The sequence below is a fragment of the Tessaracoccus pujii genome, from assembly GCF_055326215.1.
The window spans coordinates 75755-100898 of the sequence record NZ_JBUZNP010000006.1 but is presented as its reverse complement, the minus strand read 5'-3'; the positions used below and the strand labels follow the sequence as shown (position 1 = coordinate 100898).

Sequence of the window (25144 nt, the reverse complement as noted above, 5' to 3'; positions counted from 1 at the left end):
TGTTATGTGGCCACGGATCAGGAGAGCTCCGCGTCAACCGCGGAGTTCCAGGATTGCAGCGAACGCACCCCGGGCGCCCCACGGCGCAGGGATTCGATGCCCTGCACGCATGCCGCGAGGGCCTGCGCCGTGGTGACGCAGGGCACGCCGGCGAGGATGGCCGCGCCGCGGATCTGCCAGCCGTCCTTTCGGGGGCTGCCATGGAGCGAGTGGCCGTGCGGCGTGTTGACCACGAGGTCGATCTCGCCCGCCGCGATGGCCTGCACCACCGTCGGCTCACCATTTGGACCGGGACCCTGGGACGCCTTCCGCAGCACGGTGACCGCAACATCGTGGCGACGCAGCACCTGCGCCGTCCCCTCGGTGGCCAGGATCCGGAACCCGAGGTCGGCTAGCCGCTTGATCGGGAAGATCGCGTGCCGCTTATCGCGGTTTGCCACCGAGACGAACACCGTCCCACCTGTGGGAAGCGTGGCAAACGATGCCGACTGACTCTTGGCGAAGGCGGTGCCGAAGGCCGTGTCGAGCCCCATGACCTCACCTGTGGACCTCATCTCCGGGCCGAGCAGCGTGTCGACCCCGACGCCGTCGGCGCTGCGGAACCGGTTGAACGGCAACACGGCCTCCTTTACGGCGATAGGTGCCGACTCCAGTGGTGTCGCGCCGTCTCCCGAGGAGCGGAGCAGGCCCTCGGACCGGAGCTCGGCGATGGTCGCGCCGAGTGAGATGCGGGCTGCGGCCTTGGCCAGAGGCGTGCCGGTGGCCTTCGAGACGAATGGCACGGTCCGCGATGACCGCGGGTTGGCCTCGAGCACGTAGAGCGCATCGCCGAGCAGCGCGTACTGGATGTTGAGCAGGCCCTTCACCCCGATCCGTTGGGCAATGATCTCGGTGGAGCTGCGGATCTGGTCGATGGTCTCGCTACCCAGGGTGATCGGGGGCAGGGTGCAGGCCGAGTCGCCGGAGTGGATGCCGGCCTCCTCGATGTGTTCCATCACGCCGCCGACGTAGAGCTCCGTCCCGTCGTAGAGCGCATCGACGTCGATCTCGATCGCGTCATCGAGGAACCGGTCCACGAGCACGGGGTTCGAGGGGTCGATCTCGGTTGCGCGCTGGATGTAGTTGACCAGTGAGGCGTCGTCGTAGACGATCTCCATGCCGCGCCCGCCCAGCACGTAGCTGGGGCGAACCAGGACGGGGTAGCCGATCGCGTGGGCGACCGCCAGCGCCTGTCCGGCGGTGACGGCCGTGCCGTGCTGCGGGGCCAGCAGGCCGGCGGAGCTGAGGAGGGCGCCGAATGCTCCGCGATCCTCGGCCAGGTGGATGGCCTCGGGCGAGGTGCCCACGATGTGGACTCCGCGGTCCTTGAGCGCCTGCGCCAGCTTCAGCGGGGTCTGCCCGCCCAGCTGCACGATCACGCCGGCCACGGGCCCGGCCGCGAGCTCGGCGTGGACCACCTCCAGCACGTCCTCCAGGGTCAGGGGCTCGAAGTAGAGCCGGTCGGTGGTGTCGTAGTCGGTCGAGACTGTCTCGGGGTTGCAGTTGACCATCACCGTCTCGTAGCCGGCATCCCGCAGCGCCATGGCCGCGTGCACGCAGGAGTAGTCGAACTCGATGCCTTGGCCGATCCGGTTGGGGCCGCTGCCCAGGATGATGACGGCTGGCCGGGTCCGCGTCTCCACCTCGGTCTCCTCGTCGTAGCTGGAGTAGTGGTACGGCGTCCGGGCCGCGAACTCGGCGGCACAGGTGTCCACCGTCTTGTACACCGGCCGGATGCCGAATGCCCATCGAAGGCCCCGGACCACGTCGGGGCTGAGGTTGCGAAGGGCGGCGATCTGATCGTCGGAGAGGCCGTGTCGCTTGGCGAGCCTCATGAGACCGCCCGTCAGCTCCGGGGCCGCGCGCACCTGGTCGGCCGTTTCGCGGATCAGTTGCAGCTGGTCGATGAACCACGGATCGATCCTGGTGGCTTCGACCACCTGTGCCGAGGTGGCGCCGGCGCGCAGCGCTCGCATCACGAGGGCGAGGCGGTGGTCGTGCGGGCGGGCGGCGCCGCGCAGCATCTCTTCCACGCTCTCGGTGATCGGGCTGGTGAAATCGAAGAGCGCCGACGGCTCCTCCAGCGAGCGCAGGGCCTTGCCGAGTGCCTCGGTGAAGTTCCGGCCGATGGCCATGGCCTCGCCCACTGACTTCATGTGCGTGGTGAGGGTGCCGTCAGCGGTGGGGAACTTCTCGAACGCGAAGCGCGGGCACTTGACCACCACGTAGTCCAGAGACGGCTCGAACGAGGCGGGGGTCTCGCCGGTGATGTCATTGGGGATCTCGTCGAGGGTGTAGCCCACCGCCACTTTCGCCGCGATCTTCGCGATCGGGAAGCCTGTGGCCTTCGAGGCCAGCGCAGAGGATCGCGACACGCGCGGGTTCATCTCCACCACTATCAGCCGCCCGTCGACAGGGTTGATCGCGAACTGGACGTTGCAGCCGCCGGTTTCGACGCCGACCGCTCTGGTCACCGCGATGGCCACGTCGCGCATGGCCTGGTACTCCCTGTCTGTGAGCGTCATGGCAGGGGCCACCGTGATCGAGTCCCCGGTGTGCACGCCCATGGGGTCGAAGTTCTCGATGGAGCACACGATCACGACATTGTCCGATCTGTCGCGCATGACCTCCAGTTCGTACTCCTTCCAGCCGATGATCGACTCCTCGATCAGCACCTCGGTGACCGGTGACGCCGACAGGCCTGCCCCGGCAATCCGGATCAGTTCCTCGTCGCTGTAGGCGATGCCCGAGCCGAGGCCACCCATGGTGAAACTCGGACGCACCACGATGGGGTATCCGAGGGTCGTCGCGGCGGCCAGAACCTCGTCCATGGCGTGGCAGATTCTCGAGCGTGCCACGTCGGCGTGAGCACCGGGCACCTCGAGCGAGGTGACGATCTGGTTGAACTCCAGCCGGTTCTCCGCCTTTTCGATGGCGTCGACGGAGGCCCCGATGAGCTCGACACCGTAGCGAGCCAGCACTCCGGTCTTGAACAGGCTCATGGCGGCGTTGAGCGCGGTCTGGCCGCCAAGCGTCGCGAGGAGGGCATCTGGGCGCTCTGCGGCGATGATCTGCTCGAGGTACTCAGGCCTGATCGGTTCGATGTAGGTGGCGTCGGCGTACTCGGGGTCGGTCATGATGGTGGCCGGGTTGGAGTTGACCAGGATCACCCGGAAGCCCTCCTCGCGCAGGACGCGGCAGGCCTGGGTGCCGGAGTAGTCGAACTCGCAGGCCTGGCCGATGGTGATGGGGCCGGAGCCGATCACCATGATGGAGGAGATGTCGGTGCGGCGGGGCATCAGACGTCCTTTCCTGTCATGATGTCGACGAAGCGGTCGAACAGGTAGCCGGCGTCGTGCGGTCCGGCGGCCGCCTCCGGGTGGTACTGAACCGCGAAGGCCGTCAGCCGGCCGGAGTCGTTGCGCAACTCCAAGCCCTCGACCACGTTGTCATTGAGGCAGACGTGGGACACGCGTGCCTCTCCCCAGCGGGTGGCGACGGACTGGCCCAGGGGTGCGTCGACGGCGAACCCGTGGTTCTGCGCGGTGATCTCGACCATGCCCGTGGTCAGGTCCATCACCGGCTGGTTGATGCCGCGATGTCCGAACTTGAGCTTGTAGGTGCCGAACCCGAGGGCGCGGCCGAAGATCTGGTTGCCGAAGCAGATCCCGAAGTAGGGCAACCCCGCGTCCAGGACGTCGGTGAGAAGATCGACCGCGCGGCCGGCTGCCGCCGGGTCGCCGGGTCCGTTGGAGAAGAAGACCCCGTCGGGACTCACTGCGCTGATGTCGTCGAGGGTGCTCGCCGCAGGCAGGACATGCACCTCGATTCCGCGCTCGGCGAGCCGGGTGGGGGTCATGTCCTTGATGCCAAGATCGATCGCTGCGACTGTGAAGCGTTTCCTGCCCACTGCAGGGACGATCTGCGTCGAAGCGACGGTGACATCGGCCACGAGGTCCGCCCCCCGCATGGGCGGCGTTTCCAGCACCCGCACGAGCAGTTGCTGCGGGTCGGTCTCGACGGTCGAGATTCCCACCCGCATCGCGCCGTGGTCACGGATGTGGCGGGTCAGCGCCCGGGTGTCGAGGTCGGCGATGCCGACTATCCCTTGCCGACGCAGTTCGTCGTCCAGCGACCGATGGGAGCGCCAGCTTGATGGAATCCGGGAGGGGTCGCGGACCACGTATCCGGCCACCCAGATCCTGTGCGACTCGTTGTCCTGGTCGTTCCAGCCGGTGTTGCCGATGTGGGGCGCCGTCGCGATCACCACCTGGCGGTGGTAGCTGGGATCGGTGAGGGTCTCCTGGTAGCCCGTCATGCCCGTGGAGAAGACCGCCTCCCCGAAGGTCTCTCCGGTGGCGCCGAACGACGTGCCGTAGAAGGACCGCCCGTCCTCCAGAACCAGCAGTGCAGGAATCGGAGAACGGGCGGTCCTCTCCGAAGCCTCGGTAGAACTGTCCTGAGCAGGGGGGGCGCTCATGTGATCTGTTCCAGGAGGCTGGTCTCTACGTCGTACAGGAAGCCGCCCACCCTGATCCGGTCGGCGATCAAGGGGTGCTGCCGCAGCAGTGCGACATCGGCGTGGATCCGGCCATGCTGGTCCGGGTCCGCGCCGATGGGCAGGGTGCCGAGGTCCGTGCCGGTCGTGTCCACCACGCGCTGGCGAATGGCATCGTCGTCGCCACTGGCCATCGCGCACCGGGTGTGCTGGACAACCAGGATCCGATCGACGTTGAGCAGGTGCACCGCAAGCACGCATCCGGTGAGGGCATCCGGGGTGACGTGACCGCCGGGCGTTCGCAGGATCTTGGCGTCGCCCAGCGTGAGGCCGATCATCTCGAGCGGCTCGAGCCGAGAGTCCATGCAGGTCACTATGCAGATGCCGGCGTGCGCGATGCCATCGAAGGCGCGGGGGCCGGACCGTGCGTAGCGTCGGTTCGCGACGAGCAGGTCGCCGAAGGTGGTCTCGTCCATGGCGCTAATGTAGCAGTGTGACACGCGAATCACAATTCTGGTAATATCGGCGCAACAACCCTCCGGGCGAAGTGCGGGCCGCCTGCAGGGCGTCAATTCACAACAGAATTACGGCGGCACGGGTGGATCGGACTGGTTCACAGTCCCTACGGGTGGCCCCGCTGTGGTCGGACGTTGCTGCGGCGCGCAAGCGAGTGCCAGGAAGTCGGCAATGCCGACGTCGGCCTCCAGGGGGTGCCGCAGGTAGGTGTTTCCGGCCAGTCGATACTGATTGCGTCGCCCCGACTTCTCCTTGATCACGTAGCCCTGGCTCACCAGTTCGCTCACGATCTGTTGGACGGCCCGCTCGGTGATGCCCACCTGCTGCGCAATGTCCCGCATCCGCGCGCTGGGGTTCTTGGCCAGTGCCACCAGGACATGGCCGTAGTTGGAAAGAAAGGTCCAGTCGCCAGCTACCATGGTGAACCATAATACGCGAGTTCATGTTCAGGAAACAGGTGCTTCAATGACCACTCCACTTACCGCAGCCGAGGCGATCCACTGTGACTCGGACTCCGACGGCCTCGAGCGCCTTCTGGAGGCGGACATCGACCTCCTCGCTGAACTCCATGATCAGGTACTGCGGGAATCGGGTGCTGGTGAACTCGCCACGCTGATGCGTCGGCTCCAGGATTTGGCTGCCCGCGCCGCCGATGGTGGTGATGCCGACCAACCTGGGCGGATCGTCGAAGCGATCAGCGCTGCTCAGGCGCTGCAGCTCGCGCACGCGTTGACCGTGCATTTCCACCTCATCAATCTCGCCGAGGAGCGTTACCGTTCCCGGCTCATCCGAGGGACGCAGTCCGATCTGGCGGGCACCGCTCCTGATGTGTGGCCGGCGGTCGCCGCGCTCGGGCCGGCCGCCGCGCGGGTGGAGGGGCTGCGCATCCACCCGGTATTGACCGCGCACCCCACAGAGGCCCGCCGACGCGCAGTGTCCTCGGCGCTCAACCGCATTGCCGAGCAGTTGGACGAGTACGACGACAGGGGTGCTGGTTCCCAGATGAAGGCGTTCGCTCGCCGCCGGATGCTGGAGGAGATCGATATCCTTGGCCGGACCTCACCCCTGCGGGCCACCCCGCCACATCCGTCGGACGAGGTGCGCACCATCATGTCAGTGTTCGACCAGACCCTGTTTCGCGCCGTGCCACGGCTCTACCGCACGGTCGAGGCGGCGATCGCCAACGGCGACTCGGGGCATCGCCGACCGGTGGTGCCGGCATTCCTGCGATTCGGCTCCTGGGTGGGCGGGGACCGCGACGGCAACCCGTTCGTCACGGCTGAGGTCACCAGGCAGACGATGACCATCCAGGCCGAGCACATCCTCAAGGCGCTGGCCGCCGGGACCGAGCGCGTCGCCCGCACCCTGACGATGAGCGAAGAGGCCAGCCCGCCGTCACCCGAACTCGCCAACGCACTGGCCCGAGACGCCGTGACAGCACCGGAGATCTTCAACGCCATCAGCAAGTCCTCACCCGGTGAGCCGCACCGCCAGAAGTTGCTGTTCGTGGCCAACCGGCTCACCGCCACCCGCCAGGGCCACATCGATCTCGCCTATCGCGACCCCGGTGAGCTGGTGGCCGATCTCACCCTCATCCAGACGTCCTTGGAGCGGGCCGGGGATGCGCGGGCGGCCTTCGGGGAACTGCAGCACGTGGTGTGGCTGGCCCAGACCTTCGGCTTCCACCTGGCAGACCTGGAGGTGCGTCAGCACAGCGCCGTCCATCGGGCTGCGCTTGACGAACTGCTGGGGCAGCTGGACTGGGACCCGCAGGCGCAAGGCAGCCCCACGCGGCTGCAGCTGCTCGACTCGTTGACCGTCAACGGGTGGCCAGCGCACGTACAGGCCGTCACCGACAGCACTCGCGAGGTGCTCGACACGATGCGGGTGATGGCCTGGTTGCAGGGCCGCTGGGGGGTGCAGTCCTGCGGCCGCCATGTGGTGAGCTTCACCCAGACGTCCGAGCACCTCGTCGCAGTACGGGCACTTGCCAGACTGGCCGTCGGTGACAGCCCCATCAGGCTGGACGTGGTGCCACTGTTCGAGACAGGGGAGGATCTGCGCGGGGCGGTCGACGTACTGGAGGAATGGCTCACGCTGGAGAGCACCTGCCGCTGGCTCGAGGACGTCGACCGCCACGTCGAGGTGATGGTCGGCTACTCGGACTCGGCCAAGGATGTGGGGCCGGCCAGTGCAACCCTGACCCTCTACCAGACTCAGACCGAACTGGTGGAGTGGGCCAACCGCCATGGCATCGAACTCACGCTCTTCCACGGTCGAGGTGGCTCCCTCGGGCGCGGCGGTGGCCCGGTGCACCGGGCCATCCTTGCCCAGCCGCCGGGATCGGTCTCGGGTCGGTTCAAGGTCACGGAACAGGGCGAGGTCATCTTCGCGCGCTACGCGGATGTGACGCTGGCCCAGGCTCACCTGGAACGGCTCACCTCTGCAGTGCTGCTCGCCGACACCGACGATGTGGTCCATCGCAACCGCACGGCGGCTGAGGAGTTCAGCGATGTCGCCTCCACTGTCGAGCGCGTCTCCCGCGAGACCTATCTCAACCTTGTGGGCCAGCCGGGGTTCGCCGACGTCGTCGCGGAGTCCAGCCCGCTCGAGGAACTGGGGCAGCTCCGGCTGGGATCCCGCCCGGCCCGGCGCAGCGGTGCCGAGAAGGGCAGGGACCTCAGTGATTTCCGAGCCATCCCCTGGGTGTTCGCATGGTCGCAGATCCGAGCGAATGTACCCGGGTGGTTCGGGCTGGGCTCCGGGTTGGCTGCGGTGGGGGACATGGAGCGCCTTCGTGCGGCCTATTCCCAATGGCCACTGTTCGCCAGCATGATCGACATTGCTGAGATGAGCCTTGCGAAGGCGAACCCGCGCCTGGCGGAGTCCTTCCTCGCCTTGGGTGGGCAGCCCCTCATCACCCGCGCGGTCCTCGCCGAGTTGAAACTGACGCGCCGTTTCGTCCTCGGGATCCTGGATCAGCAGGAGCTCCTGGAGTGCAAGCCGCGGCTCCGTACACGGGTGGCGCTGAGGGCGCCGTCGATCGACGCGCTCAGCCATCTCCAGCTCAGGGCGCTGCGCATCATCCGTGACTGCCCCTCCGTCAACGCTCGTGCGGATCAGGATCGTGACCTGTGGACCCGGGTCCTGTTGACCACAGTGAACGGGGCGGCGGCCGGCCTGCAGAACACGGGATAGCCCAAATCGCCAGGCGGGACTGGGCCGTGGCCGGCTCAGCCGGCAATGGTCAGTCGCGGATGATCATCGCCAGGCCCCCGAAGGCCGGAAGCTCGACGGTGAACCCGCCCAGGTCGTCGACCACGCCGACCTTGCGGCGGGTGCTGAGGTCGAATACGCGGCCCGCAGGAAGGTGCTCGGACTGGACCCGCGCTTCGATCTTCTCGCCGCCGAAGTTGAGTGCTGTGATCTGGATGGCGCCGATCTCCAATTCGTTGACCAGCACCAGCAGCGCCTTGTGGCCCACCTCCGGCACGTCGATCAGCCGCCCCGACGCCAGCCCGTTGCGCTTGCGCACCTTGAGGATGGCGGCGAGCCGCGACGCGAAGGAGCTGTCGCGCTTGAGCTGCTCAGGTAGGGGCCCGTAGAGGGTACGGGCAAGCGGTATGTTGGAGGAGGACTTCTTCACGTCGGGCGCCACGCCGAGGATGTCGTAGGCGCCGCGCTCGATCCAGCGCGTATCGCCGCTGCTGATCAGGCTCTTGACGGCGTCGCGTTCGAGCGGCAGCGCGCCGACCAGATCCCACCCGGACAGCGCGAACACGCCGGGCTGCCACGCGTTGTACATGCACAGGAGCAGGTGGGCGGCGGCGATCCGGCGGACGTCACCGTCGGTGATGGTGTTCAGATCCGTGATGCCGAGCGACGCGGTGATGATCGACGCGGTGGTGCTGGCGATCCCGTTCTGCGTGAAGACCGCGTTGTAGGGTCCCGCGTCCCCGGTGAGGGTGGCGCGCATGGTCTGCTGGACGTGCTCGGCCAGCTCGGCGCCGGTGTAGTCCACCCCGCCGAGGGTGTAGGTCTCGTCGCGGTGGGCGGCGGCGAAGTGGACGAGTTCGTAGGTGAGTTCGTCGTGGTTCTGCAGCGCGTGCACCAGCGACGCCTGGTCGATGCCGATGTCCATGGCCTCCCGGAGGACGAGCCGCAAGAACTCGGTGTCGGTGGTGGCCAGGGCGAACTGGGCGGCGGGGCGGGTGATGAAGTCGTACGACAGGTCCGGGCCGACGGCGCTGGTGCGCTGGATGTCGTCGATGGCCAGGTTGAGCTCCTGGAACGTGAAGCCTCCCACCTTGCGCACCAACGACCCGATCAGCTGGTTGGCGGCCTGGGACAGGGGGTGGCCCTCGGACCAGGCAGGCCGGTCGAAGGAGCGCTCCACCCCGAGGAACCCGTTGGCGTCGAGGCGGAGGCCGCCGGAGCCGAGGTCCAGCAGCGAGTGAAGCGCGTCGCCCATCACCAGCCGCATGCCGGCGCAGGTCGGGTCCAGCCAGTTGATCGTCGGCTGGCCCTCCTTGAAGTAGTGCAGGTACACCCAGCGCCGCACGGTGCCCTTGTAATCGCGGATCGGCGGGGTGACGGACCAGTTGGTCTCCTTGACGCCGGGCTCGTAGAAGATGACGCGCTGCAGGGCGCCGATGATGTAGCCCTCGTCGGCCAGCGCCTTCTCCGCCTCGGCGGTGAGGTTGATCGAATCGCGACCCTCGGGCACGTCCGGCAGCAGGTGCCACGCCGGCTCCGGGATGTCGACCATGTGGTAGATGCCGGGGTAGTCGCGGTAGTTCAGCTCCGCCAGCCGGAAATCGGCCCCTTTGCCGGTGTGGCCGGGGACGATGTCGTCGATGATCGTGCCGTGGTGCTTGGCGGCGGTCTCACCGATTTCGCGGAACTCGTCCTCGGTGCCGAAGAGGGGATCGATGGCCATGGACATGCGGTCGAAGTGGCCGTCGACGCTGGGCGTCACGTCCCAGCCGTCGAGGCCGCCGGCCAGCTTCACGGGGCCCGTGTGGACGGCGTCGATCCCGACGGCGGAGAAGGCCTCCCACAGCTCCGTGGATCCCAGGGCGCCGAGGAACGACTGCCCGGGGGCTGTGATGTGGGAGAGCGGGTAGGCGGTGTACCAGACGGAGGCGCGCTGGAGCGCGGCCCGCGGGTTGGGGTGGGCGTACGGGTTGGACCACATGGTGTGCTTGCCCGCCAGCTGCCGCGACACCTTCTCCGCGTCGTGCAGCATGGACTGCTCCTCCAGCCACTCGACGTACGCGCGGTTGGCGCCGGAGGGCTCGAACGGTGGGGTGATCGGGCTCTCGTCCCCCTGCCGCCGACGGGCGCTCGGGCGCAGGCGCGCCGGGCGCGCGGCGAATCGGGCCTCGTCGAAGGTGATCTCGGGCATCTCCTCCTCGTGGGACTCGACCGCGGCGGCAGGCGGGGACGCCTGTGCCGTGTCGTCGGCCTGGGCAGGGTCGTCGGTGCGCTTGATCACGCGTCAGAGGCTACCGGCCCCCACCCGGCCCCCGCGTCGATTCGCCCGACGGGGGTGGAATCGCCCAGCATGAACCAGGATTGAGTGTAGTAGACTCAACCTTGTAGTCACACTGAGGAGCATCCCCTGATGAACACCGACAAGCTCACGACGAAGTCCCGCGACGCCGTCACGGCGGCGGTCCGGCAGGCCCTCACGCACGGCAACCCCAACACCGAGCCCGTGCATCTGCTGCATGGCCTCCTGCTCACCCCGGACAACACCGTCGGCGCGCTGCTGGAGGCGGCCGGCGCGGACCCCGCACAGATCGACGCGGCCGCCACGGCTGCCATGGGCAGGCTGCCCTCCACGAGCGGCTCGTCCGTCTCCCAGCCGGCGCTGTCCGGACCTTTTGCCCGCGTGATGGCGTCGGCTGAGACGCTGGCAGACGGCCTGGGTGACTCCTTCGTCGCCACCGAGCACCTGCTCATCGGCCTGGCCATGGTGGCCTCGGACGCCAAGACCATCCTGGACCGGGCCGGCGTCACCACCGACGCCCTCAAGTCGAAGTTCGAGGAGTTGCGCGGCGGTAAGCGGGTGGCGTCCGCCGAGTCCGAGGGGGGAGAGTCCGCGCTGGACAAGTACTCCATCGACCTCACCGAGCGTGCCCGCTCCGGCAAGCTGGATCCGGTGATCGGCCGCGACTCGGAGATCCGACGCGTCGTCCAGGTGCTCGCCCGCCGCACGAAGAACAACCCTGTCCTGATCGGTGAGCCGGGAGTCGGCAAGACCGCCGTCGTCGAGGGCCTGGCCCAGCGCCTCGTCGCCGGCGATGTGCCGGACTCGCTCAAAGGCCGCCGCCTGGTCTCCCTGGACCTGGCCTCCATGGTGGCCGGCGCCAAGTATCGCGGCGAGTTCGAGGAGCGCCTCAAGGCGGTCCTCACCGAGATCCGCGAGGCCGAGGGGCAGATCGTCACCTTCATCGACGAACTGCACACCGTCGTCGGCGCCGGCGCGTCCGGCGAGGGCGCCATGGACGCCGGCAACATGCTCAAGCCCATGCTGGCCCGCGGCGAACTGCGCATGATCGGCGCCACCACGCTGGACGAGTACCGCGAGAGGATCGAGAAGGACCCGGCCCTCGAGCGCCGGTTCCAGCAGGTCTACGTGGGCGAACCCTCGGTGGAGGACACCGTCGCCATCCTGCGCGGGCTCCGTGAGCGGTACGAAGCGCACCACAAGGTGCGCATCACGGACTCGGCGCTGGTGGCCGCCGCCGCCCTGTCGGACCGCTACATCACGTCACGGCAGCTGCCTGACAAGGCGATCGACCTGGTCGACGAGGCCGCGTCGCGCCTGCGGATGGAGATCGACTCCTCGCCGGAGGAGATCGACATGCTCCGCCGCGACGTGGACCGGATGACCATGCAGACCTTCCACCTCGAGAAGGAGGAGGACGAGGCGTCGCGCGAGCGGCTGGCCGCGCTGCGCGCCGAGCTGGCGGACTCGCAGGAGACGCTGCGCGGGCTGGAGGCGCGGTGGGAGGCGGAGAAGAGCGGGCTCAACCGCGTCGGCGATCTCAAGGAGCGCATCGACCAGTTGCGGGTCGAGGCGGACAGGGCTCAGCGCGAGGGTGACCTGACGCGCGCGTCGCAGATCCTCTACGGCGACATCCCGGCCGTCGAGCGGGAGCTGGCCGAAGCGGAGGCCGGCGACGCCGGCCCGCAGATGGTCTCCGACGAGGTGGGGGCAGGCGACATCGCCGAGGTGGTGGGCGCCTGGACCGGTATCCCGGTCGGGCGGCTGCTGCAGGGGGAGTCCGAGAAGCTGCTCCACATGGAGGAACGCATCGGGGAGCGGCTCATCGGCCAGCGGCTCGCGGTCAAGGCGGTCTCCGACGCGGTGCGCCGCTCGCGCGCAGGCATCTCGGACCCCAACCGCCCCACCGGCTCGTTCCTGTTCCTCGGCCCCACGGGCGTGGGCAAGACAGAACTCGCGAAGGCGCTGGCGGACTTCCTCTTCGACGACGAGACGGCGCTGGTGCGCATCGACATGAGCGAGTACTCGGAGAAGCACTCCGTGGCCCGCCTCGTCGGCGCCCCTCCCGGCTACATCGGCTACGAGGAGGGCGGCCAGCTCACCGAGGCCGTCCGCCGCCGCCCGTACTCCGTCGTGCTGCTCGACGAGGTGGAGAAGGCCCACCCGGACCTGTTCAACATCCTGCTCCAGGTGCTCGACGACGGCCGCCTCACCGACGGCCAGGGCCGCACTGTGGACTTCCGCAACACGCTGCTGATCATGACCTCGAACCTGGGGTCGCAGTTCATGGCGGATCAGATGCTTTCGCTGGAGGAGAAGCGCAACGCCGTCATGGGCGTGGTGCGGCAGGCCTTCCGGCCCGAGTTCCTCAACCGGCTCGACGACGTGGTGCTGTTCGACGCCCTGACGCCGGAGCAGCTGGGCGAGATCGTCGAGATCCAGATCTCGCGGCTGAACCGTCGGCTGGAGTCGCGGCGGATCTCGATCGACGTGGCTGAGGCGGCCAAGCGGTGGCTCGGCGACGTGGGCTTCGACCCCGTCTACGGGGCGCGGCCGCTGCGCCGGCTGGTGCAGACCACCATCGAGGACCAGCTGGCCCGTGGTTTGCTGGCCGGCGAGATCCACGACGGCCAGACGGTTCGGTTCGACAGGGTGGGCGACGGTATCGCGCAGGTGTGACGCTCGGCTGGGCGCCGAACTCGGGGTGACTCTTGAGTTGAGCCGGACACGGCTATCAATCGGTCGGATTGGGCCGGGACTGGAGTTCGCGCATCGTCAACGAATGCCGTGTCCGGCTCAACTCCGCGGAAAGGGTTTTCAGGGCCCTGTTCGTGTATTGAGCCGTGGCTCCGGCTCACGAGAGGGTATCGAGTGCCGTGTCCGGCTCAACGGGGGTCGGCAAGAGCCGTGTCCGGCTCAACGCTCCAGCGTGGTTCGGGCGAGCGCCCGCGCGGGCGCCCAGGAGGAGGAGTCAGCGGCCGATCTCGCGACGCAGCGCGTCGACGGTCATCTTGGCGGTGTACAGGTCCGCGCCGGTCAGCTCCCTGTACCGCTTGACCGCTGTGATGGGGCGGCCGGAGCGGATCTCGTCGAGGAGTTCCTCGCGTTCGTAGAACGTGAGAGGGCGCGGAGGCCCGGCCGCGGCGTGCTGCCGGCGTTGGCGTTCCTTGTCCAGCGCGGGCGCGATGACGAAGATCCAGATGGCGACGGCGGGGATGAGGAAACCCATCCGGCCGCCGGACATGCCGGTGACCATGACCGCCACGATGAGGATCCACCACTGGGTGTACCAGGGCCGGCCAGCGTCGTGATGCTGCACGGCGGGTGGCGGGGGAGGTGTTCCGTAGGTGGGCGCCGGTGTCACGGCGCCCCAGGCCGACGGCGACGCGAACGGCATGGCGGGCTGTTCGGGCTGCCCGGGCCTGCGTCCGGGGAGGTCCGTGAAGAGGACCCCGAGGTCGCTCCAGGTCCTGGCCTCGAGGGCCTTCGACATGCGCTCGCCGAACTCCTCCGACGTCAGGCGGCCGGCGGACATGTGTTCCTGGAGCAGCTCCACCGCCTCGTCGCGCTCGTGGTCGCCGATTCGCATCTCGTCGCTGGCCATAGGCAAAAGCGTACTCCCGCGGTGCGACGGCGCAGCCAGACCCCGGTCTGGGCGTACCCCGGCCGATCGTCTCCCGGCTAGGGGTGATGCGGGCGGCGTGGCGTCCGGGCCCGGATCCCCGGATGCCCCGCGCTGCGACGCACCCGGACCTGGGCGGCTACGGCTGCTCGCCGGGGAAGACGGGGTCGTCGTCGGTGTTGGGGTCGAAGAAGCCGACGCCGTGCTTCCGGGCGAGATTGCGGCCCACCTCGACCGCCCTATCGGCCTCGCCCCCAGGGCATTGCGCCATGGTGAACGACGAGCCGCAGCGGTAGGTGGTGGTTCCGTCGTCCTCGGCGAGGGGGCCGTTGATCGGAGGGAAGCTCCCGGTGAAATCCGAGTACCAGCTGCGTAGCGCGACGGTGCCGTTCTCGGGGTCGTCGAGGTCGACGCCCGCGCCGCCGTAGCCGATGCCCTCGGTCCAGGCGAGGAAGGGCTCGATGTCCCGGGGCACCGAGGTGGGGTCGAAGACGAGGATGTCGTAGCTCATGGATGAACCTCCTTGGCGCGACGATAGCCGCACGCCGTGCCCGGCGGGATGGCCCGGGGAATTCCGTGGCGGAAATCGCCCCGGGCGTCGTCGGGCGTCGTGCGCTGCTTTGATGGGGACCATGAACGCGACACTTCGTGACGTCAGGCGCGACTACTCCGGCGAGGGGCTGCCGGGCGATCTGGCCTCCTTCGAGCCGTGGGCGTTTCTCGACCGCTGGATCGCGGATGCGCTCGCCGCCGAGGAGTCCGAGCCCACCGCGATGACGCTGTCGACCGTTGGGCTCGACGGTCGCCCGCGCAGCCGGGTGGTCCTGCTCAAGGGGGCGGCGCCGTCGGGGCTGGTGTTCTTCTCCCACTACGACTCGCCCAAGGGCGACGAGCTCGCCGCGACCCCCGCGGCGGCCGTGAACCTGTGGTGGCCGACGCTGATGCGCCAGGTGCGGGCCGTGGGGGAGGTCCACCGCCTGAGCCGCCAGGAGAACGAGGACTACTTCCACAGTCGGCCGCGGGCCAGCCAGGTGGGTGCGTGGGCGTCGCACCAGTCGCAGCCGTTGGGGTCGCGGGAGGAGCTTGAGGCCGCGGTCGCGTCGGCAGAGGAACGGTTCGCCGACGGGGACGAGGTGCCGTGCCCACCCGGCTGGGGCGGCTACCGGATCGTGGTGGACGAGTTCGAGTTCTGGCAGGGCCAGGCGAGCCGGCTCCACGACCGCGTCTCCTGCACATTGACCACGGAGGGGTGGTCTGCCACGCGACTCCAGCCGTGACTACCCGCGGCAGTTGTTCCTCCAGGCAGGTCCTCGGGGCCTCAGCACACTCGGCGACCCGTTTGGAGGAACAACTACCGCAGGTCACCCGCGGTGCGGGCAGGGGGACACGCCACGTCAGGCGGCCGTGGGTCCATGGGTCGCGGTGACCGTGCCGGACTCAGTGGGACAGTGCCCCGACAGGTGGCGGGCCAGGGCACGAGCGATGACGCCGTCCTCGTCGTAGGCGGACCATACCGGGGAGGTGTTGACCTCGAAGCAGAACCAGCGACCCTCGGGTGTGCGTCGGAGGTCGAGCCCCGAGAGCTCCAGGCCCAGACGGCGGGTCAGCGTCACGCACCGTCGGCCCGTGGCATCGGGCAGCTCGGCGGGTACGAGGGTCGAGCTGCCGTACCGGTAGTCGACCGCGCTGGACTCGATCCGGTGCGCGAACACCTCCTCGCCGACCACGTGCGCCCGGAACTCCACGCCCGGGACGAAGGCCTGGAACTGCGTCGGGCACCACTCCACCCGGGAGAAGTCCTCGTCCGGGTCGACCAGCCGGACGATGCTCCTGACCGCGCTCGTCGACTTCACGATCACCTTCCCGTGCCGCGCGACGAAGGCGCCGGCTGCCTCCGGGTCCGTGGTCAGAAGGCCCGTGGGGACCTCGAACCCCGCCGCGCGGATGACGAGAGCCTGCGCCGGCTTGGACAGGTTGGAGGCCGAAGGCGTGCGCCGGTTGACCACGCGGACCGACGGCGGCGCCAGCTCCGCCCAGTCGCGCAGTCCGGCCGCGAGGACCGGGTCCTGAGCGCCGTGGACGCGCAGGTACAGTCCCGTCAGCGACGCGCGGTCCAGCTCGACCCCGTCCACCACCAGGCGGCTCCCGGACAGCTCGACGCCGTCGCGGGAGAGGTCCGCGAAGACGCCCGGCAGGCCGAGTTCCACCACCGCGGCCCAGGCCGCGGCCAGCGGCGGGTCGTCGGGTCGACCCGCGATGACAAGGGTCGACGGGCCGCCATCCATGTCGACTCTCATGCCGCCCGCCTCAGGTGGTGGGCGGCGGCGATGGCGGCGGCGGCCTCCGGCATGGAGTCCCCGAGAGATGGCAGCGGCACGACCGCGCACAGCTCGTCGCGGTCATGCGCGAAGAAGGCCCGCAGCCACGGCACCTCGGCCCACCGGGCCATGGCCGCGACCGCCTGCTGCAGCGACGGCGACGCGACGCCCCTGAACGTGCCGTTGGTGACGGACACCTCCCGGTAGCGACCCCCGCCACTCGGCCGGCTCCCCGACGAGGGCACGCCGCCGGCGTGGGCCCACCGCGCCGTCGGATGATCCGGCCCCGCCAGCGACAGAGCCCCCAGGGGGACGAGAACCCTGTCGCTGACGGAGTCCAACCAGAAGCGGAGGAAAGCGGCCATCTCCGCGGCGACGTATTCCGTATCCTCCCCGCGGATCCAGACCAGCTCCTCCGGCAGGACGTCGTCGAGGAGGCTGACCACCAGCCCCACCGTCGACGCAGCGACGGGCTCGCCGTCGACGATCAGCCGGCCGGACCGGTCATCGGGCGGCGACGCCAGAGCCCAGCCGCGTCGGGACAGGTCCCTGGGGGTGAGCACCCCCACCCGTTCGCCCGTCAGGTGCCGCACTTGACGGACGAGCTCGGGGGCCCAGGGGTCCGACTGATGCGTAAGGAGGACGATCATCGGATCAGTCGAGGTCGGGACGGGATTCTTGGCCGATGAACGCTGCCCCGATGCGGTCGACCGAGTGCTCGAGCTGCTCAAGGCGCAGTCGGAGTTCGTTGACGACAGGGTCGTGCAGCTTCTCCGGACGGAGGTCCGGGGCCTCCCGGCCCGACCGCTTGATCTCGTCGATCTCGATCTGCATCTTGTCGAACTCGCGGATCCGCTTGAAATCGAACTCGTCGGTCCACCGCTTGAGGTCGATCTCGCGGCGGATGGGCTTGAAGTCGTCCTCCCACTTGATCTTGATGATCTTCACCGCCTTCACCGCGGCGAGCACGTCGATCCGCCCGTAGCCCATCTGGTTGTTCCACGTGCCGTTGCCGTAGCCGGGGGTGGTGGTGTACGCCACGGTTCCCACCTTCGCGGCCGTCGTCTCGATGATGGTGCGGACGGCGACGTTGGTGAGCGACGCCTTCCGCGAGATCAGCAGCGCCGCCAGACCGGCCACGTGCGGTGTCGCGGCGGAGGTGCCGTTGAACGTCATCGTGTAGTCGTTGTTGGTGTAGCCGTTGGCCCCTGTGCGGTCCGGGGCCGGGCAGAGGACGCCCGGTGCCACCACCGAGATCTGTGGCCCGAAGTTGGAGCCCCAGCCCTCGCCGTCGGGGCTGGTGGGGGACTTCCGGTTGTCGGCCTGGTCCGAGGCCCCCACCGCGATCACGAGCGGGTTGGTGGCCGGGTAGGTGATGCCGTTGGCGGTGTTGTGGTTGTGTGTCGCCACGCACATGACGAGGCCGGCCGCGTGAGCCTCGGCGATGGCGGGGTCGATGATGGCGGGGTCCCAGGCGTTCCAGCCGAAGCTCATGGAGATCACCCGGGCGCCCTGGTTTCGGGCGTACCGGATGCCTGCCGCCACCTCGGTGTCGGACCAGGTGGAGAAGGCGATCGGCAGGATGCGGCAGCCGCCCGCCACGCCCGCTGTGCCGATCGAGTTGTTGAAGGGCGCGGCGGCGATCCCGGCGCACGGCGTCCCGTGGTTGCCGGTGGGCGCGCCCGTGCCTGACATGGTGCCGAGGTTGATGCCGTTGCCGGCGAACTGCCCGACGAGGTCCGGATGGTTGAGGTCGACGCCCTCGTCCAGGATCGCGACGGTCACCGAGGCCGCGCCCTGCTGGACGTCCCACGCCGTCGTGCCTGCGCCGCCGGCGTTGATCCGGACCATGTCCCACTGGGAACTGAACAGCGGATCGTTGGGGTTCATGGCGGTGGGGACCACGAGGGGGATGAACTCGAGCTTCACCTCGGTGCCGAGCTTCTTCGAGAGTTCGTCGCGGATCTCGTAGGCGGGGCGGTGGCCGGCGGTGACGGTGTAGACGTCGTAGTCGCCGAGCCACTGGCTGCGGACGTCGTCGCGAACCAGCCCGAACTTGGCGAGGACCTCGGCCTGTGCCGGATCTGCGGCCGTCACGCTCGGGAGGACGACCGCGTCCGCCTTGGGGGACAGGTACTCGGTGGAGCCGCTGAACTCCGCGGCGTACACCGGGGCAACCCACTCGGCTCCTCCGCCGGAGGCGATCTCCTCCGACGGGGGCTTGAACTTCTTCCCGTCGGAGGTCCGGGTGAAGACCAGCTCGGGGGTGTTGTTGATCGAGGCATGCGGAAGGGCGGACGCGCCTTCGCCCCGGGCGGCCGGCCGGTTCGCGCTGGGCGCCTCGAGGGGGACCAGGCCCAGCTCGGACAGGGTGTCGGCGGCACTCGCTGCACGCGTGGCCGGCATCTTGACGAGCACCTGTGCGGGGACCAGCGTCAGCTTCGCGCCGCTGGGATGGACGATGTTGGTCGGGAACGGCATGAGGACTCCTAACGGATACGCCCCGGACTGGGCGGTTACTCGTCAGGAGTCGATGAGCGCCCGGCTGATACGTGGACCTCGCTCCACGGCCTGCGGGAGTTTCCGCTGATCGAGCCGCGACGCGGCGCAGCCCACGTCGACTCCAGCCTGCGCCCCTTACGCCGGCCGCAGCTCGAGCAGCTTCCCGCCGTCTCCGTCCTCCAGTAGCCAGATGGCCCCGTCGGGGCCCTCCGCGACCGCGCGGATCCGCTCGCCCATGGGCCACTCCTCGGCAACCGCGGCGCCCTCGCCATCGAGATCGACCCGCACCAACGCCTCGCCGGACAGGGCGCCCAGGAACGCGTCGCCCTTCCATGCCGGGAAGAGGTCGCCGTGGTAGATCATCAAGGAGCCCGGTGAGATGCTGGGCGTCCAGAACGCCTTGGGCGGCTCGAACCCGTCGCCGTCGGCGTGGTCCGGGATCTCCCCGCCGCCGTAGTGGGAGCCGTTGGATGCCTCCGGCCAGCCGTAGTTCGCGCCCGCGACGATGAGGTTGAGCTCGTCGCCACCCTGCGGGCCCATCTCCGAGGCCCATAGCCGGCCCTCGCCGTCGACCGCCAACCCCAACGGGTTGCGGTGCCCGATGCTCCAGAACTCGGCCGCGACCCCACCGTCGCCGTCCCACGGGTTACCGGGCGCGGGCTGGCCGTCGAGGGTGAGCCGCACGATCTTGCCCAGGTTGCCGTCCATCGCCTGCGCGGGGTCGAACTTCTGCCGGTCGCCCGAGCTGACGAAGAGTCGGTCGTCCCGGATCAGAAGACGGTGGGAGAAATGCCCGTCGCCGTCGACCTCCGGGTCCTGCTGCCAGATGGTCTCGACGGCGGTGAGCGTGCCCGCGTCCACGTCGAGCCGTCCGCGACCCACGACGGCGCCGGTGCCGCCGTCACCCTGCTCCACCCAGGAGAGGTAGACGGTGCCGTCATCGGCGAAGGTGGGGCCGGGGATGAGGTCGCCGAGTCCGCCTTGGCCGGCAGCCACCACCTCCGGCACGCCACTGACCTCGCGGACGGCGCCATCGCGGTCGCGGAGTTGGAGGGCGCCGCCGCGCTCGGTGATGGCCATGGCGTCGGTGCCTGGCAGGAATGCCAGCGCCCAGGGTTCGTCGAAGCGCTCGTGTTCCACGACGGTGAACTCGTGCGTCTCGGGGACCGCGCTGGGTGTCGCGGGCGTGGTGGCGGAGGGGGAGGGTTTCGAGGCAGTGCACAGGTGACAACGGGTTCACCACGATGAACTCCACCGGCACGACCGACCTGGACGCCGCCGTGGTGTTGGGCCTCAGGCAGAACGTTCTCTGCACGTTCACCAACCAGTTCACCAAGGCCGGACCCACCGCGACGACGGCTCAGAGCCTGATCCCCAACGACACCTTCACGCTGTCGGGCGCCTTCGTGCCCTCCAGCGCCACCGTGCCGGGAGGAACGGTCTCGTTCAAGCTGTTCGGCCCGGCTGACGCCACGTGCTCCGGCACACCGGCGCTCGAGACCAACGGCATTGCGCTGGCTGCTGCCGGCACCACACCGGCCACCTTCACTGCGGCCACGACGAACACGACGTTCGTCGCCAGCACGGCGGGGACCTGGCGTTGGGTGGTGGTCTACAGCGGTGACAACTACAACACCGGGGTGACGAAGGCCTGCGGCGTCGAGCAGTTCACCATCAACAACAACGCGTCTTAGGCGACGTGACCGCGGCCGGGGAAGTGTGACCCCCGCCGCGGCGGAAACCCGGGCCCGGGCTGCCACGTCGGTAGCCCGGGCCCGCCGCCGCTCTGGCGAGGGGCTCAGCCGGCGGCCGGAGGCGTCAGCAGCACCTTGATGGCCGTCCGCTCGTCCATGGCCGTGTAGCCCTCAGCCGCGCGATCGAGGGGGAGCGTCAGGTCGAACACCTTGCCAGGGTCGATCTTCCGCTGCCAGATCAGGTCGATGAGCTCTGGCAGGAAGCGACGCACGGGTGCCGGCCCCCCGTGCAGGTGCACGCCCGAGAAGAACAGTTCCATGCCGGGGAGGTTCACGTCGTGCGCGACCCCCACGTACCCCACATGCCCGCCGGCGCGCGTGGCCCGGATGGCCTGCATCATCGATTCCTGCGTGCCCACCGCCTCGATGGTGGAGTGCGCGCCCAGCCCGTCGGTGAGCTCCTTGATCCGGGCCACGCCCTCGTCGCCGCGCTCCTCGACGATGTCGGTGGCGCCGAACTCGCGCGCCAGCGCCTGCCGGTCGGCGTGCCGACTCATGGCGATGATCCGCTCCGCGCCGAGCTGCCTGGCGGCGAGGATGCCGAGGAGCCCCACGGCGCCGTCGCCCACCACCGCGACCGTCGTGCCCGGCCCCGCCTCGGCCGCGACAGCCGCGAACCAGCCGGTCCCCAGCACGTCGGAGGCGGCCAGCAGGGAGGGGACGAGATCCTCGTCGGGCATGCCGGGGGTGGCGACGAGCGTGCCGTCGGCCAGCGGCACGCGCAGGTACTCGGACTGACCGCCCGTCGACGCGGCGGCCTCGCGCTGCACGCAGTGCGTGTGGTAGCCGGAGGCGCAGATCTCGCACGTGTTGTCGGAGGCGAAGAAGGAGCCGACGACGAAGTCGCCCGGCTTGACCGAGCGCACGTCGCTGCCGACCTCCTCCACCACGCCGACGTACTCGTGACCCATCGGCGTGGGCCCGTCCTGGTGCTCGATGCCGCGGTAGGGCCAGAGGTCCGAGCCGCAGATGCACGAAGCCGTCACCCGCAGGATCGCGTCGGTGGGCTTGATGATGGTGGGCTTCTCGCGGTCCTCGACCCGGACGTCGCCCGGCCCGTACATCACAACTCCACGCATGGTGTTCTCCTCAAAGTCCTGGGGTGCGGGCCCTTGACCGCACTCACCCATCACCCATGAAACCCGCCCCGTCAGCGCTGGGAAAGGGCCTGTCGTGAGGTGTACCGGCAGGGCATCCCTCGGGCGCGACGGGCGGCGTTACCGTGGGTGGGTGGACAACCGAGACACAGTGCGCGAGTTCCTCACCAGCAGGCGCGCCAAGATCACCCCGCAGCAGGCGGGCGTGCCCGTGTCAGGGCAGCGGCGCGTGCCCGGGCTGCGACGGAGCGAGGTCGCGACGCTGGCGGGGATGAGCGTCGAGTACTACTCGAAGCTGGAGCGGGGGCAGCTGGCCGGGGCGTCGCCGTCGGTGCTCGAGGCGATCGCGCGGGCGCTGAACCTCGACGAGGCCGAGCGCGAGCACCTCTTCGATCTGGCGTCGGCGGCCCAGGGCGGCATGCTGGCGAGGCCGCGTCGTCGCTCCGACAAGCAGTGGACCCCCACGCCCGGGCTGCTGTGGATCCTCGATGCGATGCGGGACGCTCCGGCGGCGATCGGGAACGGTCGCGGGGACCTGCTGGCCGCCAACCACCTCGGGCGCGCGCTCTTCTCCGTCCTTCTGAGTGACCCGTTGGGGCGGCCGAACTTCGCACGCTTCACTTTCCTCGACGAGGCCGCCCGCAGCTTCTATCCGGACTGGGACTACTTCGCCGACATCACCGTGGCCAACCTGCGCACCGAGGCCGGCCGCGACCCCCGCGACCGCCAGCTCCACGAGCTGGTCGGCGAGCTGTCCACGCGCAGTGAGGACTTCCGCCGTCGGTGGAGTGCCCACGACGTGCGCATCCACTCATCCGGCACGAAACACTTCCACCACCCGATCGTGGGTGACCTCCACCTTGCGTACGAGACGGTGGACCTCCGCACGGGCGGGGGAGTGGGGATGACGGTGTACGCGGCCGAGCCCGGTTCGGCGTCGGAGCACGCGCTGCAGCTCTTGGCCAGTTGGGCGGCCACGTCGGGGCCCGCAGCGGAGCGCCCGGATCACGCAGACGCCTGATCAGCCGCCCAGGCGGATCCAGCGGTCGCCGCGGGCCCGCAGCCCCAGAGTGACCGCCCGTGCGCCCATGAAGACCACGCAGAACGAGACCCAGAGCCACGTGAGCCCTGGCTGGCCGGCGGGCAGGATCAAGCCGACCAGCGCGACGGGCGCGTACACCACCAGAGTGATCACCCCGGCCCTCGCCAGGTAGCGACCGTCGCCGGCGCCGATGAGCACGCCGTCGAGCAGGTACACGTAGCCGGCCAGCGGCAGCGCCACCGCCACGACGACCAGGAGCCAGGCGACCAGTGCGCCGACCTCGTCGTCGGGGGAGAAGAACGAGGCCACAGGGTGGCGCAGCAGTACCGCCGCGACTCCGATCACCGCGCCCGCGCCAACCGACCACCACACCATCAGGCGGGTCGACGCGCGGGCCTCGCGGGCGTCGTCGGCGCCCAGCGCGGTGCCGACGATGGTCTGCCCGGCGATGGCCAGGGCGTCGAGCGCGTACGCCATCAGCCCCCAGACCTGCGTCACGACGTGGTGCGCGGCCAGCCCGGCCGCGCCCTGAGCCGCCGCGACGTATGTGGTGATGAGCAGCGCCACCCGCAGCGTCACGGTCCGCAGCAGCAGCGGGACACCGACGGCCAGGCTCCGCCTCATCTCCGCCGATGACGGGCGCAGCCGGGCCCCGGATCGACGGGCCTGCAGCGCCACCAACGCCGCGGCCGTGGACCCGAGCGCCGTCTCGGCCAGCGCCGTGCCGAGCGCCGCACCCGCGATCCCCATCCCCGCACCGAAGACCAGCGCGGCATTGAGCGCCAGGTTGAGCGCGGCGCTGCCGACGGACAGCACCAACGGGGTGCGGGCGTCCGCCAGGCCGCGGAAGGTGCCGGTCGCGGCGAGCATGACCAGCATCCCGGGCAGGCCGGGGATGGACCAGCGCAGGTAGGTGACCGCCTGCGTGTGGATCTCGCCCGCGGCGCCGAGTCCGGCCGCCAGCCACGGGGCGGTCACCCACACCGCTGCGCCGACGACGAGTCCGATCAGCCCGGCCAGCCACATCGCCTGCACCCCGAGCCCGATGCCGTGCGTCCGCCGGCCGGCGCCGATCTGCCGCGCGACCACGGCCGTCGATCCGTAGGCAAGGAAGATCATCAGCCCGGTGACGGTGGTGAGCAGTCCCGAGCCGATGCCGAGGCCGGCCAAGGGGACTGTGCCGAGGTGACCGACGATCCACGTGTCGGCGAGCATCATGAGCGGTTGCGCCACCAGTGCCGCGAACGCCGGAACGGCGAGGGCGAGGATGCGGCGGGAGGTGCTCATGGCGTGGCGGAGTCTACGCCGCGGCCGCGTCGGGCCGGGCGAGCCGCCCCCTCGCCGTCAGCCGGCCCACTAGGCTCGGCGGGTGGACCGCCTCATCCCAGACCGCGACACCCCAGGCGCGTTCTGGGTGCGATTCGGCCCGACCTCGCAGTCCTGGGTGGACCCTGCACGGCCGGATTTCCTGGCCTTCGAGTACGTCCAGCACATCGCGATGGTGCTGGACCACACCGTCCTCGACGCCCCCGCAGAGAGGCGCCTCCGCGTCGTCCACCTCGGCGGCGCGGGCATGTCGATCCCGCGCTGGGTGGCGTGGCGGCGCCCCGGCACGGCGCAGGTGGTGTGCGAGCCCGACGCCGACCTCACCGAGGAGGTCCGCCGCAAGATCCCCCTCCCGCCGCGCTCGGGCATCAAGGTCCGCGACGTCGACGGTCGTGCCGGGCTGGCCGCCATGCCGGAGGCCTGGGCGGACGTCATCGTGGTCGACGCGTTCGACGGCCCTCAGGTGCCGGGCGAACTCGCGACCGCCGAGTGCCTTGACGACCTCCGTCGGGTGACGCGAAACGAGGCCGTGGTGATCTTCAACGCCACCGACCGCGCCCCGTTCGCATGGAGCAAGCGCCTCGCCGGAGGGCTCGCCCACCGCTGGCCGCATCTCCTCGTCGGCATGGAACCCGTGGTTCACAAGGGAAAACGGTTCGGCAATCTGGTCCTGGTGGGCAGTGACGCGCGCCCGGACGCCGCGGCCATCGAGGGCGAATCCGCGCGCCTGACCATCGGCTACCGGTGGGTGACCGGCCGCGACGCCAAGGCCTGGCCGGGCGGCGCAGGGCCCTTCGTCGACGGCGCCGCCGAGCCGTCGCCGGGACCCACCGGCCGGGGCTGGTAGGGCATCCTGCGGTATCTGTTCCTCCAGGTGGCCGCTAGGCGCCGTGAGGGGGCCGGATGCTCGTCTGG

At 69.7% G+C, this 25144-nt stretch carries 19 protein-coding genes; 6 read left to right on the top strand and 13 right to left on the bottom strand.

Features of this window, described 5'->3' with window-relative positions; translation table 11 throughout:
* Positions 1 to 17: 17 nt before the first annotated feature.
* The 4 genes from carB to ACZK5N_RS10170 all read right to left on the bottom strand — a co-directional run bounded on the left by carB (position 18) and on the right by ACZK5N_RS10170 (position 5472).
* A complete protein-coding gene (carB, locus tag ACZK5N_RS10185) occupies positions 18 to 3338 on the bottom strand; it encodes a carbamoyl-phosphate synthase large subunit (protein ID WP_459018749.1) in 3321 nt (1106 codons plus the stop codon).
* Positions 3338 to 4519 (bottom strand): glutamine-hydrolyzing carbamoyl-phosphate synthase small subunit, encoded by a 1182-nt coding sequence (gene carA, locus ACZK5N_RS10180; protein ID WP_459018750.1) that lies wholly within the window; start codon positions 4517 to 4519, stop codon positions 3338 to 3340. Before carA ends, carB begins: the two co-directional genes overlap by 1 nt.
* Complete coding sequence (locus tag ACZK5N_RS10175; protein ID WP_459018751.1) at positions 4516 to 5013, bottom strand: beta-class carbonic anhydrase; 498 nt, start codon at positions 5011 to 5013, stop codon at positions 4516 to 4518. The genes carA and ACZK5N_RS10175 overlap by 4 nt, the downstream gene beginning before the upstream one ends.
* A 108-nt stretch (positions 5014 to 5121) precedes the next feature.
* Complete coding sequence (locus tag ACZK5N_RS10170; protein WP_459018752.1) at positions 5122 to 5472, bottom strand: helix-turn-helix transcriptional regulator; 351 nt, start codon at positions 5470 to 5472, stop codon at positions 5122 to 5124.
* Positions 5473 to 5518: 46 nt separating this feature from the next.
* On the opposite strand from ACZK5N_RS10170, the gene ACZK5N_RS10165 reads away from it, so the two are divergent.
* Positions 5519 to 8251, top strand: coding sequence for a phosphoenolpyruvate carboxylase (locus ACZK5N_RS10165; protein ID WP_459018753.1), 2733 nt, complete (start codon positions 5519 to 5521; stop codon positions 8249 to 8251).
* Between the two features lie 49 nt (positions 8252 to 8300).
* On the opposite strand, the gene treS is transcribed toward ACZK5N_RS10165, so the two are convergent.
* Complete coding sequence (treS, locus tag ACZK5N_RS10160) at positions 8301 to 10550, bottom strand: maltose alpha-D-glucosyltransferase (protein ID WP_459018754.1); 2250 nt, start codon at positions 10548 to 10550, stop codon at positions 8301 to 8303.
* Between the two features lie 129 nt (positions 10551 to 10679).
* On the opposite strand from treS, the gene clpB reads away from it, so the two are divergent.
* Complete coding sequence (gene clpB / locus ACZK5N_RS10155; RefSeq protein WP_459018755.1) at positions 10680 to 13247, top strand: ATP-dependent chaperone ClpB; 2568 nt, start codon at positions 10680 to 10682, stop codon at positions 13245 to 13247.
* A 292-nt stretch (positions 13248 to 13539) separates the two neighbouring features.
* On the opposite strand, the gene ACZK5N_RS10150 is transcribed toward clpB, so the two are convergent.
* On the bottom strand, positions 13540 to 14172 hold the full coding sequence (locus tag ACZK5N_RS10150) for a DUF1707 SHOCT-like domain-containing protein (protein WP_459018756.1): 633 nt from the start codon (positions 14170 to 14172) through the stop codon (positions 13540 to 13542).
* 157 nt (positions 14173 to 14329) lie between these two features.
* Entirely contained in the window at positions 14330 to 14701 is a 372-nt protein-coding gene (locus tag ACZK5N_RS10145) for a hypothetical protein (protein ID WP_459018757.1), read from the bottom strand.
* Positions 14702 to 14822: 121 nt separating this feature from the next.
* On the opposite strand from ACZK5N_RS10145, the gene pdxH reads away from it, so the two are divergent.
* Entirely contained in the window at positions 14823 to 15467 is a 645-nt protein-coding gene (gene pdxH, locus ACZK5N_RS10140) for a pyridoxamine 5'-phosphate oxidase (protein ID WP_459018758.1), read from the top strand.
* Between the two features lie 117 nt (positions 15468 to 15584).
* Here pdxH and ACZK5N_RS10135 read toward each other — a convergent pair whose 3' ends face one another.
* The 4 genes from ACZK5N_RS10135 to ACZK5N_RS10120 form a co-directional block, all read right to left on the bottom strand.
* Positions 15585 to 16487, bottom strand: a complete 903-nt coding sequence (locus ACZK5N_RS10135; protein WP_459018759.1) for an ATP-grasp domain-containing protein — start codon at positions 16485 to 16487, stop codon at positions 15585 to 15587.
* Positions 16484 to 17158, bottom strand: coding sequence for a hypothetical protein (locus tag ACZK5N_RS10130; RefSeq protein ID WP_459018760.1), 675 nt, complete (start codon positions 17156 to 17158; stop codon positions 16484 to 16486). The genes ACZK5N_RS10135 and ACZK5N_RS10130 overlap by 4 nt, the downstream gene beginning before the upstream one ends.
* A 4-nt stretch (positions 17159 to 17162) precedes the next feature.
* Complete coding sequence (locus tag ACZK5N_RS10125; RefSeq protein WP_459018761.1) at positions 17163 to 18989, bottom strand: S8 family serine peptidase; 1827 nt, start codon at positions 18987 to 18989, stop codon at positions 17163 to 17165.
* Positions 18990 to 19145: 156 nt separating this feature from the next.
* Positions 19146 to 20150, bottom strand: a complete 1005-nt coding sequence (locus ACZK5N_RS10120) for a PQQ-dependent sugar dehydrogenase (RefSeq protein WP_459018762.1) — start codon at positions 20148 to 20150, stop codon at positions 19146 to 19148.
* A 104-nt stretch (positions 20151 to 20254) separates the two neighbouring features.
* On the opposite strand from ACZK5N_RS10120, the gene ACZK5N_RS10115 reads away from it, so the two are divergent.
* Positions 20255 to 20704, top strand: coding sequence for a hypothetical protein (locus ACZK5N_RS10115; protein ID WP_459018763.1), 450 nt, complete (start codon positions 20255 to 20257; stop codon positions 20702 to 20704).
* A gap of 104 nt (positions 20705 to 20808) precedes the next feature.
* Here ACZK5N_RS10115 and ACZK5N_RS10110 read toward each other — a convergent pair whose 3' ends face one another.
* The gene (locus ACZK5N_RS10110; RefSeq protein WP_459018764.1) at positions 20809 to 21843 is read right to left on the bottom strand and encodes a zinc-dependent alcohol dehydrogenase family protein; all 1035 of its coding nucleotides are present in this window, start codon (positions 21841 to 21843) and stop codon (positions 20809 to 20811) included.
* A 151-nt stretch (positions 21844 to 21994) separates the two neighbouring features.
* Between ACZK5N_RS10110 and ACZK5N_RS10105 the strand changes: the two genes are divergently transcribed.
* Positions 21995 to 22882 (top strand): helix-turn-helix transcriptional regulator, encoded by an 888-nt coding sequence (locus ACZK5N_RS10105; protein WP_459018765.1) that lies wholly within the window; start codon positions 21995 to 21997, stop codon positions 22880 to 22882.
* On the opposite strand, the gene ACZK5N_RS10100 is transcribed toward ACZK5N_RS10105, so the two are convergent.
* Positions 22883 to 24190, bottom strand: coding sequence for an MATE family efflux transporter (locus ACZK5N_RS10100; RefSeq protein WP_459018766.1), 1308 nt, complete (start codon positions 24188 to 24190; stop codon positions 22883 to 22885).
* 82 nt (positions 24191 to 24272) lie between these two features.
* Here ACZK5N_RS10100 and ACZK5N_RS10095 point away from each other — a divergent pair, with 82 nt between their 5' ends.
* Positions 24273 to 25076 (top strand): spermidine synthase, encoded by an 804-nt coding sequence (locus ACZK5N_RS10095; protein WP_459018767.1) that lies wholly within the window; start codon positions 24273 to 24275, stop codon positions 25074 to 25076.
* The last annotated feature ends 68 nt before the right edge of the window (positions 25077 to 25144 follow it).

Bases quoted from the DNA above. Each gene is read 5' to 3' on its own strand.
- carB (WP_459018749.1), bottom strand. From the start codon at position 3,338: ATGCCCCGCCGCACCGACATCTCCTCCATCATGGTGATCGGCTCCGGC.
- carA (WP_459018750.1), bottom strand. From the start codon at position 4,519: ATGAGCGCCCCCCCTGCTCAGGACAGTTCTACCGAGGCTTCGGAGAGG.
- ACZK5N_RS10175 (WP_459018751.1), bottom strand. From the start codon at position 5,013: ATGGACGAGACCACCTTCGGCGACCTGCTCGTCGCGAACCGACGCTAC.
- ACZK5N_RS10170 (WP_459018752.1), bottom strand. From the start codon at position 5,472: ATGGTAGCTGGCGACTGGACCTTTCTTTCCAACTACGGCCATGTCCTG.
- ACZK5N_RS10165 (WP_459018753.1), top strand. From the start codon at position 5,519: ATGACCACTCCACTTACCGCAGCCGAGGCGATCCACTGTGACTCGGAC.
- clpB (WP_459018755.1), top strand. From the start codon at position 10,680: ATGAACACCGACAAGCTCACGACGAAGTCCCGCGACGCCGTCACGGCG.
- ACZK5N_RS10150 (WP_459018756.1), bottom strand. From the start codon at position 14,172: ATGGCCAGCGACGAGATGCGAATCGGCGACCACGAGCGCGACGAGGCG.
- ACZK5N_RS10145 (WP_459018757.1), bottom strand. From the start codon at position 14,701: ATGAGCTACGACATCCTCGTCTTCGACCCCACCTCGGTGCCCCGGGAC.
- pdxH (WP_459018758.1), top strand. From the start codon at position 14,823: ATGAACGCGACACTTCGTGACGTCAGGCGCGACTACTCCGGCGAGGGG.
- ACZK5N_RS10135 (WP_459018759.1), bottom strand. From the start codon at position 16,487: ATGAGAGTCGACATGGATGGCGGCCCGTCGACCCTTGTCATCGCGGGT.
- ACZK5N_RS10130 (WP_459018760.1), bottom strand. From the start codon at position 17,158: ATGATCGTCCTCCTTACGCATCAGTCGGACCCCTGGGCCCCCGAGCTC.
- ACZK5N_RS10125 (WP_459018761.1), bottom strand. From the start codon at position 18,989: ATGCCGTTCCCGACCAACATCGTCCATCCCAGCGGCGCGAAGCTGACG.
- ACZK5N_RS10115 (WP_459018763.1), top strand. From the start codon at position 20,255: ATGAACTCCACCGGCACGACCGACCTGGACGCCGCCGTGGTGTTGGGC.
- ACZK5N_RS10110 (WP_459018764.1), bottom strand. From the start codon at position 21,843: ATGCGTGGAGTTGTGATGTACGGGCCGGGCGACGTCCGGGTCGAGGAC.
- ACZK5N_RS10100 (WP_459018766.1), bottom strand. From the start codon at position 24,190: ATGAGCACCTCCCGCCGCATCCTCGCCCTCGCCGTTCCGGCGTTCGCG.